Consider the following 19627-nt stretch of genomic DNA (forward strand, 5'->3'; position numbering starts at 1 on the left):
ATCATAGGTCTTTTTGTGTAGTTATCATGATAGGAATATTTTTATATTCACTTTCAATAATAGATGTTGGATTGGATGAAATACATGACATTAATTTTGTTGCTTTCATTTCTATTTCTAAGGCTGGATGTTTATGGCTAGAAAAAGTAGAAACAAGAGTATACTTACAATCCTTTTTTATTTTATTTAAATATTTTTTACCATTATCATTCATTCCTAGAATACGCAGGTAGTCTACATTTTTAGCTAGTTCTATTTCTTTAGAAGTGTTATTCATTAAAATATGAATAATCATTCTTTGAATTCTACCTCTTGTATATCTTTTAGAAGTTAAGCTAGTAACAAATTGTTCCATGTTGGAAGCATCCTGTATTTTTTTTAGTAATTGATTTTCAATTCCTTCTTCGACTAAGTGTAATTGTTTTAGTTCATTAGAGGAAGTAGTTAATAATTTATATTTTAAAAGTGGAAAATATTGTTCAAAATAAAATAATTCATTTTTATATAATTGACTATTAGGTAATGTATGTTCAATATCTTGGTTTGTTTTTAAGGCATTACGGATAGCAGAAGCACTACTTATTTGTTGAATTTCTTGGCTATGAAAGTCATTTGTTCGTTGAATACAATGCATTTGAATAGGAAAATTGTTATCTACTACCGCTTTTACATAACTTAAACCAAGTAAGTCATTAGGGGTAACAATTGATTTATTTAAAAGCGATGATAAAGCTTGGTTACAAGCTTCAGCATATCTTATTCCTGTCTCCATTGCTGCTTTTATTAGTTGATCATATTTTGGTTTGTTTTCTTTTATGCAATATGCAATATCATACAAGGATTGAATATCGCCACTTTCACTACCAAAAACAATATCAGTACAACCAGCTTTATGTAGTAAATCAACTGCTCCTTGGGCAAAATAATCGGCACTTTGGATTGCATAAACAAATGGAAGTTCAATTACTAAATCAACACCATGTTCTAAAGCGACTCTTGTTCTAGACCATTTATCGATAATTGCGACTTCTCCACGTTGAACATGATTTCCTGACATAACAACAATAATTTGATCTGCCTTCGTTATTTTACGAGCTTCTTGAATATGGTGTAAATGACCATAATGGAATGGATTATATTCAGTTATTAAACCAACTATTTTCATATGTTACCTCTCGTTGTTTTTATTATTTTAAAAATGGTAGAAACAATTAGTATAGCAAAAGCTATCGCACCACTAATTCCTAATGTTTCAATCAAAGCATTACTAAATAAATAAGTATCTCCTAAAACACAATAATACATTGTTTGATAAATCCCTTTTCCTGGAACTAATGTAAAACATCCTACTATTAAAAATATAGTAGCTGGAGCATGAAAGCATCTAGCCATAATTTCACTAAATAAACTTACAAAACACATGGCAACAAAAGTTTGAATAACAGGGCTATTCAATGAATTCATACTTGTATAAATAAACCAACCAGCAGTACCAGCTAATGATCCTAAAAGTGCAAAATGAATATTATGATGAATTCTAAAAACAAAAGCAAATCCTAAACATCCAATAAATGCCCCAATACATTGTATTATTATTTCCATATTAACCTCCTAAAGCCATCATCACAACACCAACACCTAAAGCAATACTTGTTGCAATTAAAATAGCCTCTAACATCCTAGTAAGACCAGATAGATATTCACCACCAATAATATCACGTAAACTATTTGTAATAGCTACTCCTGGAACTAATACCATCAAACTACCAATGGTACATGCTTCTAAATTTTGAATGATACCAAGATAAAAAGCAAAATTACAGATCGCTGCCAGTGAAATGCTGGAAACAAAAGTTTTTACTAACAAATTTACTTCTAACTTTTCAAATATATCAAAAATGATATAAATCATAAAACCAACGAACATCCCCAAAAGACATTCTTTAAAACCACCTCCAAAGAAAACAGTAAAAAATCCTGCAGTTAATCCATAACCAATAAAAACTTGTTGCATATAAACAGGGATGCTTTCGATTCTTAAAATCTCTTTTTCTAATTCTTCAATAGATAATGGATTTAAACAAGTGGAGCGAATAAATTTATTTAATTCATGTAATGAATCAAGATTGATTTTATTTTCAAAAGAACGAATTGTTTTCGATAACAATTGATTATCTTTTGATGTAGCAGATACATTTAAATAACTAGGTATTGCAAATACTTCTACTTCTTTAAATCCATACGCTAACAGTAAACGAGTGATAGATTCTTCCACACGATATATTTCACTACCATGACGAAGTAGTAATTTTCCTATATATGTAATATTATTAAAAATTTTTGTATCTTCCATAATACCTCCAACATTAGCTAGAGTATAGCATATTTTAATATAGAAATGAAGAAATAAGGAAAGTTTATATTTTTGTAAAAGTTTAGTAAAATTATTCTAATAATTAGTAAATATTTAGTTAAAGTTTACTAAAAAGAATTGACATTTTGTACACAAAAATATACAATAAAATAGAATAAAAGGGGAGTGACACAATGAATAAATTAATAAATGAACTATTAGATTTTGGTTTAGAAAAAGAATTGTTACATAATGAGGATATTGATTATGCAGCGAACTTACTTATTGATTTATTACAAGTTGATTTTTTTGAAAGGGTAGAATCAAAAAAACAATTTGGTGAATCAGCAGATTTAATTTTAAATGAGATGTTAGATTTAGTGGTAGAAAAGGGATTAATTGAAGATAATGGAACAGAGAGGGATTTGTTTGATACACGTATAATGAATTGTATTATGCCTCGTCCAAGTAGTGTAATTAGTCAGTTTGATAAATTATATAAACAAGATCCAATATTAGCTACCGATTATTATTATCGTTTATCGATTGCTTCGAATTATATTCGTAAAGCTAGAACTGATAAGAATATTGTTTTTAAAAAAGAAGGAAAATATGGTCCAATTGTTATATCGATTAATTTATCAAAACCAGAAAAGGATCCTAAAGAAATAGCAAAAGCAAAGTTGGTAAAGTCTACAGGTTATCCAGCTTGTTTGTTGTGTAAAGAAAATGTTGGTTTTGCAGGTGATTTTAATCGTAATGCAAGACAAACACATCGTATTATTCCATTAGAATTAAATAATCAAAAATATTTCTTACAATATTCACCTTATGTATATTATAACGAACATAGTATTGTGTTTAATAGTGAACATGTTCCAATGACAGTAGGGGATCATACTTTTAAGAATTTATTAGGATTTTTAGATGTATTTCCACATTATATGATTGGTTCTAACGCTGATTTACCAATCGTAGGAGGATCTATTTTAAGTCATGATCATTATCAAGCAGGACGTTATCACTTCCCAATTGAAGATGCAAAAGTATTAGAAACATTTGCTTTTGAGAAGTATCCTGGTGTAAAAATAGAAGCAATGAATTGGCCACTTTCAACGATTCGTATTAGTGCTAAAGAAATAGCACCAATAGTTGAATTATCAAATACTGTTTTTGATAAATGGTTAGTTTATTCAAATGAAACAGTTGATGTTTTAGCATATAGTGGAGATATTCGTCATAATACAATTACCCCAATTGCTAGAAAAGTAGACGATATGTATCAAATGGATTTAGTACTAAGAAACAATCGTACTTCAGATGAATATCCAGATGGAATTTTCCATCCTCATCAAGAAGTTCATCATATTAAAAAAGAAAATATAGGGTTAATTGAAGTAATGGGATTAGCTATTTTACCGGCTCGTTTAAAAGATGAAATAACATTATTAAAAGAATGTTTATTAGGAGAAGTAAGTTTTGAAGAATGTCCTTCTCTACAAAAACATCAATTATGGTATGAACACATAAAAGATACGTATACAATAAATAAAGAAAATGCACAAGATATATTAGAAAATGAAGTAGCTAGTATTTTTGAAAAAGTATTAGAACATGCTGGTGTATTTAAAATGGATGATAAGGGGATCAGTTCATTCTTGTCATTTGTTAAAGAATTGGAGGATAAGTAAATGATATCAGTTATAGAAAAGAAGGATAACGGAGTCGCTATTTTATCGATGAAAAACGATTTCTTAGAAATTGTTGTTTCAAATTATGGTTGTAATATCATGAAAGTCTTCATGTCAAGCAAAGATGGAAATGTTAGTGATGTTGTTTTAGGTTATCAAGATATTGATGATTATGGACCTGGTGATGATTATTTGGGAGCTATTGTAGGGAGAGTTGCAAATAGAATTGCTTTAGGTAAGTTTAGTATTAATGGAGAAGATTATTCTGTACCTATTAATAATGGACCAAATGCATTACATGGTGGTATTTTAGGATTTAGTTATCAAGTTTTTGATTATGAAATGAAAGAAGATACGATTACCTTCCATTATTTATCAGAAGATGGAGAAGAAGGGTATCCAGGAAATTTAGATTTATATGTTGATTATCAGCTATTAGGACATACTTTATATGTTACTTATAGTGCAACAACCGATAAAGATACATTAATTAATCTTACAAATCATTCTTATTTTAATTTAAATGGGAATAAGGATAGTGTTTATGGACATATTTTACAAGTTAACGCTGATCAATTTGCTGCAGTCGATGTTAATGGTTGTACTACAGGTGAAATAATAGATGTTACAGGAACACCATTTGATTTTAGAGAAGCAAAAACTTTAGGGGATATGATTCATTTAGAACATCCTCAATTGACATTAGGAAATGGTTATGATCATCCATTTATTTTTAATACAGATAATAATCAAGTCAGTTTATTTGAGCCAAAGAGTGGGAGAAAATTAACAGTATCAACAACATTGCCTCAAGCACAATTATATACTGCTAATTATTTAGATAGTCGTGAAGGGAAAAATGGATTAGGAAATGTAGCACGTCATGCAATTTGTATTGAAACACAAAATATGCCTGATAGTATTCATTTAGAAGTCAATCCAACAACATTATTAAAGAAAGGGAGCGTGTATGAAGAAGCTACTTCTTACACATTTGAGGTAATAAAATAATGAAGACAGAATTATTAATTAGTGAATTAAAAGCAGGGAAGTATGATGAATTATTGTTAGATGTTTATGTTGATGAAAGTTTAGTAGGATATCATCGTAATCGTTATGTGGAAGCTGTTGAAAAATTTGTTTCTTTATATGGTAGTCAAGATGTAGAGGTATATAGTGCTCCAGGTAGAAGTGAAGTAGGAGGAAATCATACAGATCATCAACATGGGGAAGTATTGGCTTGTGCTATTAATTTAGATGTGATAGCAATTGTTTCTAAGACAGAAGATATTATTAAAGTATTATCTGATGATTTTGATATTCGTGCAATTGATTCAACAGATGGTCAAATAGTAGATATTGAAGCAGGAACATCAGAATCATTAATTAGAGGTGTTTGTGCTAGATTAAAAGAGTTAGGGTATAATATAGGTGGATTTAATGGATACTTTACTAGTGATGTATTAATGGGATCAGGTTTGTCTTCATCAGCAGCTTTTGAAGTTATGATTGGTACTATTTTATCTGGACTATATAATGATATGTCAATTGATCCTGTATTAATTGCTCAAGTAGGCCAATATGCAGAAAATGTATATTTTAAAAAGCCTTGTGGTTTAATGGACCAATGTGCTAGTTCAGTAGGAAGTTTAATTAATATTGATTTTAAAGATCCAACAAATCCTATTGTTCGTAAAGTAGATGTTGATTTTTCTAAGTTTGGACATAGTTTATGTATTGTGGATACAAAAGGGTCACATGCTGATTTAACACATGAATATGCTGCTATTCCTCAAGAAATGAAAGCAGTTGCTACTTATTTTGGAAAAGAATTCTTAAGAGAAGTGGAAGAAGAAGATTTATATAGTAATATTGCTGCTTTAAGGGAAATAACAAGTGATCGTGCTGTTTTAAGAGCAATTCATTTAATTGAAGAAGATAAACGTGTTGGTCAAGAAGTGGCTGCTTTAGTAGTTGGAGATTTTGATGAATTTAAAAATGTATTAGTTGCTTCAGGTAATAGTTCTTATAAATATTTACAAAATGTTTATGCTTGTAGTGATGTAGATAATCAAGGAGTTTCTATTGGACTTGCGATGTCAGAAGTTATTTTAGGAGAAAATGGTGTTTCTAGAGTACATGGTGGTGGTTTTGCTGGAACAATTCAAGCTTTTGTAAAAGATGAATTTGTTAGTACTTATAAACAAAAAATAGAACAAGTATTTGGCAAAGATAGTTGTCATGTTTTGAAAGTCCGTAAATACGGTGGTAAAAAAATGATATAAAAAAGCCTCTAGGCTTTTTTATATTGGTAGGGTATAATAGAGAATATATGGAGTGAGAAAGGGATATTATATGAAACGTTTTGATAACAAAAGTAGAACGAAGATAGTATGTACGATAGGGCCAGCCTCAGAATCAATGGATATGCTACGTAAATTAACAAAAGCGGGAATGAACGTAATGCGTTTGAATTTTTCTCATGGTTCACAAGAAACACATTTAGTAAAGATGGATCGTATATTAGAATTGAATGAGGAGCTTGGTAGTGATGTGTCTATTTTATTAGATACAAAGGGACCTGAAATCCGTACAGGTGATTTTGTTGATGGGAAAACAACTTTCAAAAAAGGTCAAGTGTGTACTATTTGTATAGAGGATATTGTTGGAACTAGTGAACGATTTACAATCACTTATAAAAATTTATTTAATGATGTTCATCCAGGTACTTTTATTTTAGTGAATGATGGTCAAATAGAATTATTGGTTGATCATGTAGAAGGTACTGATATTGTTTGTGTTAGTGCAAATGAAGGGGAAGTAAAAGATAAGAGAGGTATTAATGTACCTGGTATTAAATTAGGTTTTAATTATTTATCGAAAAAAGATATTTCTGATATTGAATTTGGATGTCAACATCCAATTACTTATATTGCTGCTTCTTTTGTTCGTCGTGCACAAGATGTTTTTGATGTGAAAAAGATTTTAATTGAACAACAAAGAACAGATGTTCAAATTATTGCTAAGATTGAAAATAAAGAAGGTGTTGAAAATATTGATGAAATCTTAGAAGTAAGTGATGGTATTATGGTAGCTCGTGGTGACTTAGGTGTTGAGGTTCCAGCGGAAGATGTGCCATTAATTCAAAAAAGTTTAATTCGTAAATGTAAAGAAGCTGGAAAAGTGGTTATTACTGCTACGCAAATGTTAGAAAGTATGCAAGAAAATCCTCGTCCTACTAGAGCTGAGGTAAGTGATGTTGCGAATGCAATCTATGATGGAACTGACGCTATTATGTTATCAGGGGAATCAGCATCAGGTAAATATCCTCAAGAAGCAGTTTTTATGATGAATAAGATTGCTTTAAAGACAGAACAAACTTTTGATTTCATATCATTGCATCAACAAGCAATGAAAAATGCTGGTGATACACCAGCTGAGGCTATTTGTATGTCAGTAGCAGAAATTGCTGCTAAATTTAAAGTGTCTGCTATTATTGCATTTACAGAAACTGGAACTACTGCTAAAAAAATGTCAAGATATCGTCCAGAAGCAATGATTATTGCTGCTACACCTTTTCAATCGACTGTCCGTCAATTGTCTTTAAATTGGGGTGTTAAAGGGGTTATATGTAAACCTTTAGATAGTCGTTCAGTAATGATTGATTATGCAAGTATTATTGCAAGAGAACAAGGTATTAGTAATGGAGAGTTAATTTTAGTTACTGGAGGTACTCCTGGTCTTCAAGGTGATACTAGTTATTTAGAATTAGTAAAAGTTAAATAAATTTTAGAAAACTCTTTTGATGTTTCAAAAGAGTTTTTTTGACGCTCTAAATAGTTGATAGAATGTTGAAAGTTTTTTGTAAAAGAAAGATATCATCTCATTTGAATAGAGCGAGTTGGTGTACTGTAAAAAAGTTAAATGTTGCAATCGGGGTGTATACATCATGTTTGCATAATTGTTGCAATTTGTTGTTATATTCAAGGTTAAAAAAATTTGGTAAGATAGCATTGTAGGAAGGGGATGAAAAAATGATTAAAAAAGAACTAATTTATTTGGATTTAGAACAAGATAATAAACTTGAAATTATTGATTTTTTAGCAGATCTTGCTAATAAAGAAGGAAAATTAAACAACATTGAAGAATATAAAGCAGCTGTTTTAAGAAGAGAAGAAGAATTTTCTACAGCTTTAGGATTCTTAGTAGCAATGCCCCATGGACAAAGTGATGGTGTTAACGAACCATTTGTAATTTTTGCAAGATGTAAAGAAGAGATGACTTGGGATGAAAATCAAGTTAAATTAATCTTTATGATTGGTGTTCCAATGGCTAATAGAGAAGCCACTCACATGAAAATACTTGCAAACATTTCAAGAAAACTTATTGATGAAAACTTCAGACAATCTTTATTAGATGCTGGTGACAGTGAAGAAGTTTATCAAATATTATCACAAATAACAATCTAAGAAGGAGAAAGAAATTATGAAAATTATTGGTGTATCAGCTTGTCCAACAGGTATCGCACATACTTATATGGCACAAGAAGCATTAGAAAAAGCAGCAAAAGCAATGGGACATGAATGTCAAATTGAAACTCAAGGATCTATTGGTGCTGAAAATGAGTTAAGTAGAAAACAAGTAAAAGAAGCAGACGTAGTTATTTTAGCAGTAGAAGTTGCTATTGAAGGTATGGATCGTTTTGATGACAAAGTGATTTATAAAGCAAATATTGCAAAATGTATTTCACAAGCAGAAAAAATTATTGAAGAAGCATTAGCTTTAGTAGGGTAATTAATGCATAAGCATTTATTATAAAAATCTCAGGGAGGAGAAATAAAATGAAAGAATTTTTAACAGATTTAAAAAATCATGTAATGACTGGTGTATCTTACATGATTCCAGCTGTTACTGTTGGTGGTATTTGTATCGCTGTAGCATTAGCAACTGGTGAAGCAGGAGATACTGGTATGGTAATTACTAGTACATTCTGGAACAATGTTAACACTATTGGTGGTATCGCAATTGGATATATGTGTCCAATGTTAGCGGGATATACTGCTTACTCAATTGCAGGTAGACCAGGTTTATTACCAGGGTTTGCATTAGGTTCATTAGCTAACACTGCAGTTGGTACTTCAAGTGTATCTACTGGTTTCTTAGGAGCATTAGTTTTAGGTATTGCTGCTGGTTATTTAGCTAAATGGGTTAAAGGTTGGAAAGTTCCTAAAGTCATCAAATCTATTATGCCAATCTTAATTATCCCTCTAGTTACAACTATGACTATTGGATTATTATACATCTATATTTTCGCTAATCCATTAGGAGGACTTGTTACTGCAATGACTAACGGATTATCTGGATTAAGCAGTGGTTCAACTGTATTATTAGGTATTGCTGTTGGTTGTATGATCGCATTCGATATGGGTGGTCCAGTTAACAAAGTTGCATTCGCTACATCTGTTGCTTTAATCGCTGAAGGAAACACTTCAATGATGGGTATGTGTGGGGTTGCTATCTGTGTACCTCCAATTGGTATGGGTCTTGCTACATTCATCTGTAAAAAGAAATTTACTGAAGAAGAACGTGAAGCTGGTAAAGCATCAGCTGTTATGGGATGTATCGGTATCACTGAAGGGGCTATTCCTTTCGCTGCTTCTGATCCAATCAGAGTATTACCTTCAATTATGACTGGTTCTGCTGTTGGGGCTGTAATCGCTGGATTATGTGCTTGTACTAACGCTGCACCTCATGGTGGATTAATTGTATTACCAGTAGTTGGAAATGCTTTAATGTATACTGCTGCTGTATTAGTTGGTTCATTAGTAGTAGTTGGTATGATCTTTATTCTTAAAAAAGACGTTGTAGAAGAATAATAAAATTTAATCTTGAATTTAAAAGACGAACTTTTGCAAGTTCGTCTTTTTTCATGTATAATGGGGATATATGACAAGGGAGAAATGTTATGAATTTGCGTCAAAAACAACTGTTTAAATTATTAATTCAACAAGACAATTATTTGACTGTCCAAGAAATGGCTGATTTTTTATCGGTTTCTTTAAGAACTGCACATACTGATTTAAAGATTGTAGAGGAGCTTCTTAATGATAATAATGTAGAACTTGATAAAAAACAAAATGTAGGTATTAAAATAAATGCGGATATGTCAGTTAAAAATTCATTATTAAATTTAGTAGATGAAACAAAACAAGAAGTAAGTGTATTATCTACAGAAATAAGAAGAATGAAAATCATATCACGATTATTATTTAATCGTGAAGGAACATCACTTAATAAATTAGCTGATGAATTTATGGTATCTAAAACATCAATTGTTAGTGATTTTGAAAAAATAGAATTATTTTTAAGTGCTTTTCAACTCGAATTAATTAGAGATCGTCAAGGTACTAGGGTTTCGGGTAATGAAAAAAATATTCGTCATGCATTAAGTCAGCTAGCAACTAATTTTGTACAGTTAGAATTTGATGAAGTATTACAAGAACAAGAATCAAGTCGTTTAGACTTATCTACTTTTTATCGATTGAAGAACATTTTTGAAATCGATGATATTGAAATAATAGAAAACATTTTAGAAGAAGCACAAGAAAAATTAGGATACATGATAAATGAAGTATCGTATGTGAATCTAATTACTCATTTATTAATATTAATTAAAAGGCTAAAGAATTCTGTAGTTTATACCCAAGAACAAATAGATCAAGTATATCAAATAGATACTATCGAAAAAGCAATGGCTATTTCTTATTTTATAGCATCTTCGATAGAAAAAGAGTTTGATGTTGAAATACCAGAAGCAGAAATAAAATATATTCATCAATATTTAGTTTGTTCTGGAATACAAAGCGATTTTATACATTTGGATGCAGATAACTATGCATTAGAAATTGATGATGAATATATGGAACTTATTAACCAATTAATTTCAATTGTTTCTGAATCAGTCCATTATGATCTTACAAAAGATAAAGAATTAAAGCTTAGTCTAATTACTCATTTTGCACCATTAATACAACGTGTTATTTATGATGTGCATATGGATAATCCCTTAGTAACAGAAATCAAAACGCAATATGCAGCTATGTTTTCGATTGTAACCATTTCACTAGAAATGTTACAAAATGAACTTTTAAGTGGATTAAGTGATAATGAAATAGGTTTTTTAACTATTCATTTCCAAGCAGCAGTAGAGCGTTCCATGGAACAAAAACAAATTATTATTGTTTGTCCTGAAGGAATTGGTTTTTCTAGATTACTTTCTCATCGAATTGAAAGATATATATCATCTGTAAATATTGTTGATATTGTAGGGCTAAATAAACTAAGTACAATGGATTTATCGGGTATTGATTTAGTTATTTCTACGGTACCTATTAAAAAATGTGCCAAACCAGTAGTTTTAGTATCCTCTTTTATGTCTGAGATGGATATTCGTGATATTAATAACTTTTTAGTACAAAGTGGTCAATCAAGTGAACATCCTAGTTTAGAACATCTTTCTAAAATTATAGATGATACTGTTGTTTTTACTAATTTAGATTATGATAATAAAAAGGATGTATTATCTTTTATAATTAAAGAAATGTGTAAAAATGGTTATGTAACAAGAAATTATGAAAAAACTGTTTTTGATCGTGAAGATATTATGAGTACGGATTTAGGGAATATGATTGCTATTCCTCATGGTAGTGAAAAAGAAATTATTGAATCAAGACTAGCAATTGTAACATTAAAGAAACCTATTTTATGGGATAAACATGAAGTAAGTGTTGTTTTCTTAATTGCAATGACAATGGATAACCCTCAAAAGACAAAGAATATTTTAAAGGATCTTTATTCAATTATGGATTCTAAAACAATGCTTCAAAATATAATTGATGCAAAAGATGTAGAGGAAGTTATTGATTTAATTCATAACAATTAACTTATAGGATATTCTATAAGTTTTTTTATATGAATCCTTTATTATTTATGATAAAATGAGCTGATTCAATAGGAGGCATTATGAGTAAAACAGCTATTAAACAAGTAACAACAAAACAAAATAATATAAAAATCGTTTTAGTCAGTACAATGATAGGACTTAGTGCAGGAATTGTAAGTGTGTTGTATCGTTTGGCTATTTCTAGTGCAGAAAGCATATCACTTACAATGTATAGTTATATAGAAGCTCATTTACAGTTTGTTCCTATTTTATTTATAGGACTAGCAATCGCCGGATATTTGATGGGATGTGTTATAACTAAATATCCACTGACTTCAGGATCAGGAATACCTCAAGTAAAAGGTCAAATATTAGGATATATAAAGTCAAATTGGTTTACTACACTAATCGTTAAATTTTTTGCTGGAATGACAGCAATTATAGCAGGTTTATCATTAGGTAGAGAAGGTCCATCGATTCAACTAGGTGCCAGTGTAGCTCAGGGTGTTTCTGAGAAAATAGGTGCTTCTAATACTGAAAAAAGAATATTTATTACTAGTGGAGCTAGTGCTGGATTAGCTGCTGCTTTTAATGCACCATTAGCAGGTGTAATGTTTGCATTAGAAGAAATATTTCGATATTTTTCACCAGTAGTTTTGCTTTCTACATTAGTTGCTGCAATTGTAGCTGATTTTGTTTCTAAAGTATATTTTGGTATTAGTCCTGTTTTTGACTTTGAAGTTACTGCTTCTTTACCAATAAGTTATTACTGGCTATTTATTTTATTAGGAATATTCCTTGGATTTTCAGGTGTTTTTTATAACTTATGTATTGTAAAAAGTCAAAAATTATACAAATATATAAGTGCTATTAACCCTAAATACAAACCTATTTTACCTTTTATGATAGCAGGTATTTTAGGTATTACATTACCTATTGTTTTAGGTGGTGGACATAGTATTATTCATGAACTAAGTATTGAAAATAGCATGATGTATTTATTGATGATTCTTGTTATTAAATTCATATTTTCTATGATTAGTTTTGGTTCTGGAACACCTGGTGGGATTTTCTTTCCATTGTTAGTTTTAGGAGCAACACTTGGTGCTATTTTTGCTAAGATAGCTATTCCTGGACTGGGATTAGATGCAGTATTATTTTATAACTTTGTCATTATTGCAATGGCAGGCTATTTTGCAGCAATTGTAAGAGCACCATTAACTGGTATTATTTTATTAGTAGAAATGACAGGTTCATTTTCACAGCTTTTACCGTTAATTATTACTTCAACAGTAGCATATCTTGTTGCTGAAGAATTAAACAATAAACCAATATATGATTCTTTATTAGAAAACCTATTAGAAAACCATCATATTCATCAAGAACCAGCAAATAGAAGTAAAATAGTAATAGAGAGGGTAGTACATATAGGTGCAAATGTAGAAAATAAATATTTGCGAGAAATTCAATTACCTGCTCGTTGTCTAATTGTTGCGATATCTCGTGGTGAAAATGATATTACACCAAATGGAGATACATTTATAAAATCAGGAGATATTCTTACCTTTTTAGTTGATACATCCAATGAAATAGTTGTCCGTCAAGCAATTGAACAATTGCTTGGTGATTAAAGATAAGCACAAATTCTTGTACTTATCTTTTTATCTATACAATCAATAATGTGTAGTTACATACTTGTTTGAATTCATGATTCTATATGATACTTTTGTTTACTTGTCTCTATATTATGGTATGATTATGGGAGATAGTAGGAGGGATAAAATGAAGATAGTTATTGTTGATGATGATAAAGATTTCTTATCTTGTTTTGAAAGAAAAATAGATGCTGGTTTTTCTAAAATGATGGATTGTTTTGAAATTAAATGTTTACAAACTAGCTTTATTCATGAAGAAATGGATATATTATTCTTAGATATTGAAATGAATGGTTTAAATGGAATTGAGATGATTCGTTCTTATTCAAAAGACAATATCAAACAACCTTTATTAATATTTGTATCATCAAAAACGGAATTAGTTTTTGATGCTATGTCTGTACATCCTTTTTATTTTATTAGAAAATCATTTTTAGATACTGATCTTGCTATTTTCTTTCAATTAATAGAAAATTATATGGTAAAAAACAGGAAACTACTTACTATTGATTGCAATGGGAGAAAGACATCAATTTTACATTGTGATATTATATACATTCAATCTGATGGAAGATATGTTCATATATTTAGTTATGATGATGAATTTGTATATCGAGAAACACTTAAAAACTTCTTAGGACGAATTGATAATAAGAACTTTGTTCAAATCCAAAAGTCTCTCGTAATAAATTTAGATAATGTAAAAGAAATTATTCAAGGGGATATTGTTTTAAAGAGTGGGGAAGTATTTGGTGTAAATAGGTCTTATCGAACTAATTTATTAACATTATATGAAGAGTATCTTTTATCATGTTAATACAGATTATTTTTGCTCTTGTGGAGAGTTTTATACAAGCCTGCTTTTTATTTAAAATATTTTCCTTTGAAAAAAAACATTTGTTTATTGTAGTTTGTACAATGAGTAGTGTTTTACTTACAGAAACATATAATCAATATAAAGAAGTATCAATATTATTTTTATTTATATATACTTTTATGATTACAGCTATTGTTTTTCTTTTTAAAAAAAGGCTGTATATCTATGATTATTTAATTGTCTTGATATCTTCTATCTTTTTAATTGTAGCTAATTTTTGTGCTTTGCTTATTTTAAGTTTGCTGATGGGATGGAATATTGTTGGTTTAGTGGATACAGTTTTTCCACTAATTGTTGGATGTACTATTTCTAAGGTTATCTATGCACTTATGTGTATTGTATTTTATCGTTTTAAAGATTTATTTAGTTTAAATGAGAAACATAATCGATGGTGGATTGTTGTGCCTATCTTTTTATCAATCTTATTGAATAGTTATTTAATTGGTTATGTGATACTAAATGATGCGATTGTTACTAATTCTATACTTATTGCATTATGGAATACTGCTTTTTTATGTTTTTTAGTGATTGTTCTTTGTTTTGTAATAAACAAAGAAGCTGCTTCACTAATAAGTATGGATATAACAAAACAAAGGCAAGAATATATTACGGAAAATAAAAAGATATTAACACGGATGTATCATGAATTATCAACATTAGAACATCAAAATACGTATCATTATATGCAATTAAAATTCTTGATGATGGATCATCAATATGATAAAGCAATTGATTTATTAGATTGTAAAATAATGAAATTAGAAAAGTATCAAAATATTGTTCAAACTGGTGATATTTATTTGGATTATATGTTGAATGTGGAAATAAATAAAAAACGGATGGAAGAATATGATTTTAAGGTTATTTGTAGTAAACCATCTTATGATATTCAGTTGGATAAAGAACAAACAGATAGTATTATTAATATTTTTCATTATTTATTACCTTGTTGTCAAATAGATAAACCATTTATGTTTGAAACTAAAATAACAAGTAATTACTTTATAGTAAATTATGCATTTAGTTTACATCATAGTATTGATAAAAAGAGTATAGAAAGTTATCTGACAAAAGATATTGTTTTTAACTTAATAACAATTGATTCTTTAGTAAAAGTGATACTAATGGTAAAGTGTCATAAATAGAGGGTGGGAGAATGAATAAAACAAATGCAATGAGATTATTAGATGCAGCTAAAATAAGCTATACGACAAGAGAATATGTAGTAGCGGAGGATAATTATTTTGGAGTACAGGTTGCTAAAAATTTTAAAATGAGTGCAGATCAAGTTTTTAAAACTTTAGTAACAAAAGGTGATAAAAATGGATATAATATTTTTTGTATCCCCATTAATTGTGAGTTGGATCTTAAAAAAGCAGCAATAGTTAGTAAAAACAAAAAAATAGAAATGATATTAATGAAAGATCTTTTACAGGTAACAGGATATATAAGAGGGGGATGTTCACCGATAGGAATGAAAAAGAAGTTCCCTACTTATATCGATGAAACAGCAATGATTTTTGAAGAAATTGGTATTAGTGCAGGAGTTAGAGGTTGTGAAATAGTCCTTTCTGGATATGAATTATGTGCTTATTTAGAAGCTACTTTTCATGATTTGTCTTAGAAAAACTGGATTGTAGGAAGGAATATTGAATAATAAGAAAACAGATAGAAAGGGTAGTGATTTATTTGATAGTTAGAAAGATAGAAGATAAAGATGAAGATATTGTATATAGGATGATGGAAGTATTTTATAACTCCCCAGCGGTTTTGGAACAAGTACCTGGTGAGGTGTTAAAGAAAAATATTAAGAATTGTATTTATGATCATCGATGTTTAAAAGGATTTGTTTTTGAGAAAAATGATGTTGTTTTTGGGTATGCAATGATTGCTTGGAGTTATTCAACAGAATTTGGTGGGGACTGTTTATGGATAGAGGATATTTATATTCAAGAGCCTTATCGAAATAAAGGATATGTTTCTATTTTTATGAAGTACTTAGAAGAAACGTTTAAAGGAAATGTAGTACGTTTTCGTTTAGAAGTATCAAATACTAATCAAGGAGCTATTAAGGCATATCAAAAAAATGGTTATCAAACACTGTCTTATATTCAAATGACAAAAGAAGTATAGAGACGGAGAGAATATGAAGAAGGAAAAATCAGTAGTACTTATTATGGGAAGTGTCCTATTACTCTTTTTAATAGCGTTTGGTAGTTTATGTTATGGTGGTTGGTTGCAAAACACAAGGACCTTGAGTGGAATACAAATCATTGTAATGTTGTTTGTATTTTTTGGGAGTATGTTATTAGCGTTGGCAATCCTGTTTTCAAACTATAGTTTTTTATTAAGTTATGAATTTCTTAAGAAAGCAAATAAATATAATAACTATGAATTTTCTAAAATAAATAATTTTACGAAAGATAGAGTATCTCAAATATTAAAAAAAGAACGTTTTAAAGAAGATGATTCCTATTTTATTAAAAAAAAGTTATCTTTAGCAAAAGATAGTATTTCTTATTATGTAAGACAAATTGATAGTTTGGATGTATCTTATACAATTAAAACAGAGTATGCTAGATTTGAAAATAAACAAAAAAAGGTTAATTATGCATGTTTATTGTTATTTATTTATTGCGATCAACTTATGGATATGGATTTTGATAATTTGCGAAACTTATCAGTTGATCAATCAACAACGGATGACTTGTTTAGAACGAAACCCGCTATTTCTAGTTTAGTTATTTTGGTAAATAGCCAAACAAACGAAGCTTACTATTTAGATATTCAAAAAAAATTTTCTATTTCCTTATATGGTTATAGTTGTAGAACAATAAAAAAATACTTTCAATAAAAATAACCAGAATCTAAATTCTGGTTATTTTTTAAATCGATAACCTGCTCCTCGAACAGTTTGAATATAATTTGGTTTACCAGGGTCTAATTCTATCTTTTCACGTAGACGGTTAATATGAACGGCAACAGTTGCATTATCTCCTAGTGCATCCATTCCCCATATACGTTCATAAAGCGTTTCTTTGCTAAAAACAACATCATAGTTGGTAACTAAAAATAACAATAGCTCATATTCTTTGTTTTTTAGTTCAATCTCATTTTCTTCTATAAAAACCCTTCTTGTTTTTGTATTAATAGCGAGTTTATCATATACGATAGTTTCAGAAATGTTTTTTGTTAGACGAGCATATTGTGCTATATTGGATTTTACTTTCGCAACTAGAACACTAGGTGAAAATGGTTTTTCAATAAAATCATCTGCGCCTATTCCTAGACCTCTAATTTTATCAATATCTTCTCTAAGAGCACTAACCATTATGATTGGGATATCGATGGATTCACGAAGTCTTTTACATATTGTAAAACCATCAATAGTGGGGAGCATTAAATCTAATATTATTAAGTTATAATTTCCTTCTATCGCTTTTTGATATCCGATGGCACCATCTATTTCTATATCTACTTCAAAATTATTTATTTCTAAATAATCTTTTTCAATAGAAGCAATGGTAATATCATCTTCAATAATTAGTATTTTATTCATCACTGATCTCCTTGTGTGGAATACATATAAGTATTTCTAATCCACCGCCTAACATATTATTCGCAATAACATGTCCATTCATTCGTTCTACTTCCCCTTTAACAATCGCTAATCCTAATCCATTTCCACTTTTAGGATTATGTCTAGAAGGATCACTACGATAAAATACTTCAAATAAATGTTCTAGGTCTTTTGATTGAACACCATCACCATTATCTTTAAAAGATAAATAAGAGTATTTTCCTTCTTTTTCTAAGGATATTGTTAGAATAGGATTTCTATTTTTGTTATATTTTACACTATTTTCTAGTATGTTACTAAAGATGGATAGTAGTTGATCATTATCACCATAAATGGATGTAGAAGCAATATGTCCTAATTGAATAGTTAATCCTTTTTCTAAGTATTCCATATAATATTTTTGCATATATTCTTTAATGAATCCATCCAACTGTATATAAATAGGGTTGATTGGTAACTCACCTAACTCTAATTTACTAATAGACATTATTTTAGTAATCATTTGATCGATATCTTCAGATTTGTTTTTAATGATTTGTAAGTATTTTTGTTGACTCTCTGGTGATTTAGCAATTCCATCTAACAATCCTTCGACATAGGCACGAATAGAGGTAAGTGGACTTCGTAAGTCGTGGGATATACCAACTAGGATTTCTTGCTTACTTTTTTCATGATACTCACTCCTATCTAAGGATGTTTTTAAACGTATTGCCATTTCATTAAAATTATCAAAAACAGGTTTAAACTCATCTTGATAAGGGTATTCAATGCGATAAGATAAGTTTCCTGCTGTTATTTCACTAGTTCCTTTATATAATAATTCTAAAGGATCTTGAATACGGTTATAAACAAATTTTATTAAAAAATTATTGGTAACTTTAATCGAAATAAGCAGTGCTAATAAAATACTAACACTAATAATACTTACACCTATCTTCAATGTGTTATAAGAAAGATCACTACATGTTGCAAAAATAGCCACTGTATATACTTGATCATTTACAAAGCTTTTTGCCATATATAATTCTCGTGAATTATTAGAAACAAAACCAACACCACCTAATGATGTAATCGCACTTATTAAACTTTCATCTACTTCTAGTGAGGAACCATAACTATATGTAATTGTATCATTTGATGAAATAAGAATATAAAATTCATTATTATCTAATGTAACTAATGCTGTATTCGATAAAGAATCAATATATATATCCTCCTTATTTTGTAATTGTTCATCTACTACTTCAAAAATATTTTGACTTGCCTTATAAAAAGTTTCACTATCAATAAAGTTTACACCAGTACCAAAACGAACATAAAAAAATGTAACAGTGATACCTATTATGATAATAATAATAGAAATGAAAACAGGAATAGCAATTGCTAGTATATTCGAAATATATAATCTCTTTTTCATTGTTAAATCTACTTTTTTCATCAAATCACCTCAAAACAATCATAACATATTTTTACTTTCATTGCTTAAACTAGTTGTAAACAATTAGTTTAACTGCAGTTTATGTTTATTT

General features: G+C 29.2%; 19 protein-coding genes. 14 read left to right on the forward strand and 5 right to left on the reverse strand.

What is annotated here, in order from left to right; genetic code table 11:
* Position 1: 1 nt before the first annotated feature.
* From LRR82_RS03140 to LRR82_RS03150, 3 genes are read right to left on the reverse strand one after another with little or no spacing between them, the layout of a single operon-like run.
* Positions 2–1165, reverse strand: coding sequence for a nucleotidyltransferase (locus LRR82_RS03140; RefSeq protein WP_249030046.1), 1164 nt, complete (start codon positions 1163–1165; stop codon positions 2–4).
* Entirely contained in the window at positions 1162–1602 is a 441-nt protein-coding gene (locus tag LRR82_RS03145; RefSeq protein ID WP_249030047.1) for a threonine/serine exporter family protein, read from the reverse strand. Before LRR82_RS03145 ends, LRR82_RS03140 begins: the two co-directional genes overlap by 4 nt.
* A gap of 1 nt (position 1603) precedes the next feature.
* The gene (locus tag LRR82_RS03150) at positions 1604–2353 is read right to left on the reverse strand and encodes a threonine/serine exporter family protein (RefSeq protein WP_249030048.1); all 750 of its coding nucleotides are present in this window, start codon (positions 2351–2353) and stop codon (positions 1604–1606) included.
* Positions 2354–2547: 194 nt separating this feature from the next.
* Here LRR82_RS03150 and LRR82_RS03155 point away from each other — a divergent pair, with 194 nt between their 5' ends.
* From LRR82_RS03155 to LRR82_RS03220, 14 genes are all read left to right on the forward strand, one after another.
* Entirely contained in the window at positions 2548–4044 is a 1497-nt protein-coding gene (locus LRR82_RS03155; RefSeq protein ID WP_249030049.1) for a UDP-glucose--hexose-1-phosphate uridylyltransferase, read from the forward strand.
* Positions 4045–5055, forward strand: a complete 1011-nt coding sequence (locus LRR82_RS03160; protein ID WP_249030050.1) for an aldose epimerase family protein — start codon at positions 4045–4047, stop codon at positions 5053–5055. It abuts the gene before it with no gap.
* Positions 5055–6329, forward strand: coding sequence for a galactokinase (locus LRR82_RS03165; RefSeq protein ID WP_399201158.1), 1275 nt, complete (start codon positions 5055–5057; stop codon positions 6327–6329). Before LRR82_RS03160 ends, LRR82_RS03165 begins: the two co-directional genes overlap by 1 nt.
* Before the next feature lie 70 nt (positions 6330–6399).
* On the forward strand, positions 6400–7830 hold the full coding sequence (gene pyk, locus LRR82_RS03170; RefSeq protein ID WP_249030051.1) for a pyruvate kinase: 1431 nt from the start codon (positions 6400–6402) through the stop codon (positions 7828–7830).
* Between the two features lie 248 nt (positions 7831–8078).
* Positions 8079–8513 (forward strand): PTS sugar transporter subunit IIA, encoded by a 435-nt coding sequence (locus LRR82_RS03175; RefSeq protein WP_249030052.1) that lies wholly within the window; start codon positions 8079–8081, stop codon positions 8511–8513.
* 16 nt (positions 8514–8529) lie between these two features.
* A complete protein-coding gene (locus LRR82_RS03180) occupies positions 8530–8838 on the forward strand; it encodes a PTS fructose transporter subunit IIB (RefSeq protein ID WP_249030054.1) in 309 nt (102 codons plus the stop codon).
* A gap of 47 nt (positions 8839–8885) precedes the next feature.
* The gene (locus tag LRR82_RS03185) at positions 8886–9920 is read left to right on the forward strand and encodes a PTS fructose transporter subunit IIC (protein WP_249030055.1); all 1035 of its coding nucleotides are present in this window, start codon (positions 8886–8888) and stop codon (positions 9918–9920) included.
* A gap of 89 nt (positions 9921–10009) precedes the next feature.
* On the forward strand, positions 10010–11986 hold the full coding sequence (locus tag LRR82_RS03190) for a BglG family transcription antiterminator (protein WP_249030056.1): 1977 nt from the start codon (positions 10010–10012) through the stop codon (positions 11984–11986).
* 80 nt (positions 11987–12066) lie between these two features.
* Positions 12067–13617 carry a ClC family H(+)/Cl(-) exchange transporter gene (locus tag LRR82_RS03195; RefSeq protein WP_249030057.1) on the forward strand — a complete coding sequence of 517 codons (1551 nt, stop codon included), beginning with the start codon at positions 12067–12069 and terminating at the stop codon, positions 13615–13617.
* A 151-nt stretch (positions 13618–13768) separates the two neighbouring features.
* Entirely contained in the window at positions 13769–14458 is a 690-nt protein-coding gene (locus tag LRR82_RS03200) for a LytR/AlgR family response regulator transcription factor (RefSeq protein ID WP_249030058.1), read from the forward strand.
* A gap of 101 nt (positions 14459–14559) precedes the next feature.
* Positions 14560–15663 (forward strand): hypothetical protein, encoded by a 1104-nt coding sequence (locus LRR82_RS03205; RefSeq protein WP_249030059.1) that lies wholly within the window; start codon positions 14560–14562, stop codon positions 15661–15663.
* An 11-nt stretch (positions 15664–15674) separates the two neighbouring features.
* Entirely contained in the window at positions 15675–16142 is a 468-nt protein-coding gene (gene ybaK / locus LRR82_RS03210) for a Cys-tRNA(Pro) deacylase (protein ID WP_249030061.1), read from the forward strand.
* 65 nt (positions 16143–16207) lie between these two features.
* Positions 16208–16651 (forward strand): GNAT family N-acetyltransferase, encoded by a 444-nt coding sequence (locus LRR82_RS03215; protein WP_249030062.1) that lies wholly within the window; start codon positions 16208–16210, stop codon positions 16649–16651.
* Positions 16652–16664: 13 nt separating this feature from the next.
* Positions 16665–17372, forward strand: coding sequence for a hypothetical protein (locus LRR82_RS03220; protein ID WP_249030063.1), 708 nt, complete (start codon positions 16665–16667; stop codon positions 17370–17372).
* Between the two features lie 24 nt (positions 17373–17396).
* Here the strand turns inward: LRR82_RS03220 and LRR82_RS03225 are convergent, their stop codons facing one another.
* Together LRR82_RS03225 and LRR82_RS03230 are read right to left on the reverse strand one after the other, a co-directional pair.
* Positions 17397–18077: a response regulator transcription factor gene (locus LRR82_RS03225; RefSeq protein ID WP_249030064.1), complete on the reverse strand. Its 681-nt coding sequence runs from the start codon at positions 18075–18077 to the stop codon at positions 17397–17399.
* Positions 18070–19536: a sensor histidine kinase gene (locus tag LRR82_RS03230; RefSeq protein WP_249030065.1), complete on the reverse strand. Its 1467-nt coding sequence runs from the start codon at positions 19534–19536 to the stop codon at positions 18070–18072. The genes LRR82_RS03225 and LRR82_RS03230 overlap by 8 nt, the downstream gene beginning before the upstream one ends.
* Positions 19537–19627: the final 91 nt, after the last annotated feature.

The sequence above is a fragment of the Tannockella kyphosi genome (genome assembly GCF_021054785.1).
Taxonomy (GTDB): Bacteria; Bacillota_I; Bacilli_A; order Erysipelotrichales; family Coprobacillaceae; genus Tannockella; species Tannockella kyphosi.

Coding starts and splice junctions, on each gene's coding strand:
- LRR82_RS03140 (WP_249030046.1), bottom strand. CDS start 1,165: ATGAAAATAGTTGGTTTAATAACTGAATATAATCCATTCCATTATGGT.
- LRR82_RS03145 (WP_249030047.1), bottom strand. CDS start 1,602: ATGGAAATAATAATACAATGTATTGGGGCATTTATTGGATGTTTAGGA.
- LRR82_RS03150 (WP_249030048.1), bottom strand. CDS start 2,353: ATGGAAGATACAAAAATTTTTAATAATATTACATATATAGGAAAATTA.
- LRR82_RS03155 (WP_249030049.1), top strand. CDS start 2,548: ATGAATAAATTAATAAATGAACTATTAGATTTTGGTTTAGAAAAAGAA.
- LRR82_RS03160 (WP_249030050.1), top strand. CDS start 4,045: ATGATATCAGTTATAGAAAAGAAGGATAACGGAGTCGCTATTTTATCG.
- LRR82_RS03165 (WP_399201158.1), top strand. CDS start 5,055: ATGAAGACAGAATTATTAATTAGTGAATTAAAAGCAGGGAAGTATGAT.
- pyk (WP_249030051.1), top strand. CDS start 6,400: ATGAAACGTTTTGATAACAAAAGTAGAACGAAGATAGTATGTACGATA.
- LRR82_RS03175 (WP_249030052.1), top strand. CDS start 8,079: ATGATTAAAAAAGAACTAATTTATTTGGATTTAGAACAAGATAATAAA.
- LRR82_RS03180 (WP_249030054.1), top strand. CDS start 8,530: ATGAAAATTATTGGTGTATCAGCTTGTCCAACAGGTATCGCACATACT.
- LRR82_RS03185 (WP_249030055.1), top strand. CDS start 8,886: ATGAAAGAATTTTTAACAGATTTAAAAAATCATGTAATGACTGGTGTA.
- LRR82_RS03190 (WP_249030056.1), top strand. CDS start 10,010: ATGAATTTGCGTCAAAAACAACTGTTTAAATTATTAATTCAACAAGAC.
- LRR82_RS03195 (WP_249030057.1), top strand. CDS start 12,067: ATGAGTAAAACAGCTATTAAACAAGTAACAACAAAACAAAATAATATA.
- LRR82_RS03200 (WP_249030058.1), top strand. CDS start 13,769: ATGAAGATAGTTATTGTTGATGATGATAAAGATTTCTTATCTTGTTTT.
- LRR82_RS03205 (WP_249030059.1), top strand. CDS start 14,560: ATGAGTAGTGTTTTACTTACAGAAACATATAATCAATATAAAGAAGTA.
- ybaK (WP_249030061.1), top strand. CDS start 15,675: ATGAATAAAACAAATGCAATGAGATTATTAGATGCAGCTAAAATAAGC.
- LRR82_RS03220 (WP_249030063.1), top strand. CDS start 16,665: ATGAAGAAGGAAAAATCAGTAGTACTTATTATGGGAAGTGTCCTATTA.
- LRR82_RS03225 (WP_249030064.1), bottom strand. CDS start 18,077: ATGAATAAAATACTAATTATTGAAGATGATATTACCATTGCTTCTATT.
- LRR82_RS03230 (WP_249030065.1), bottom strand. CDS start 19,536: ATGAAAAAAGTAGATTTAACAATGAAAAAGAGATTATATATTTCGAAT.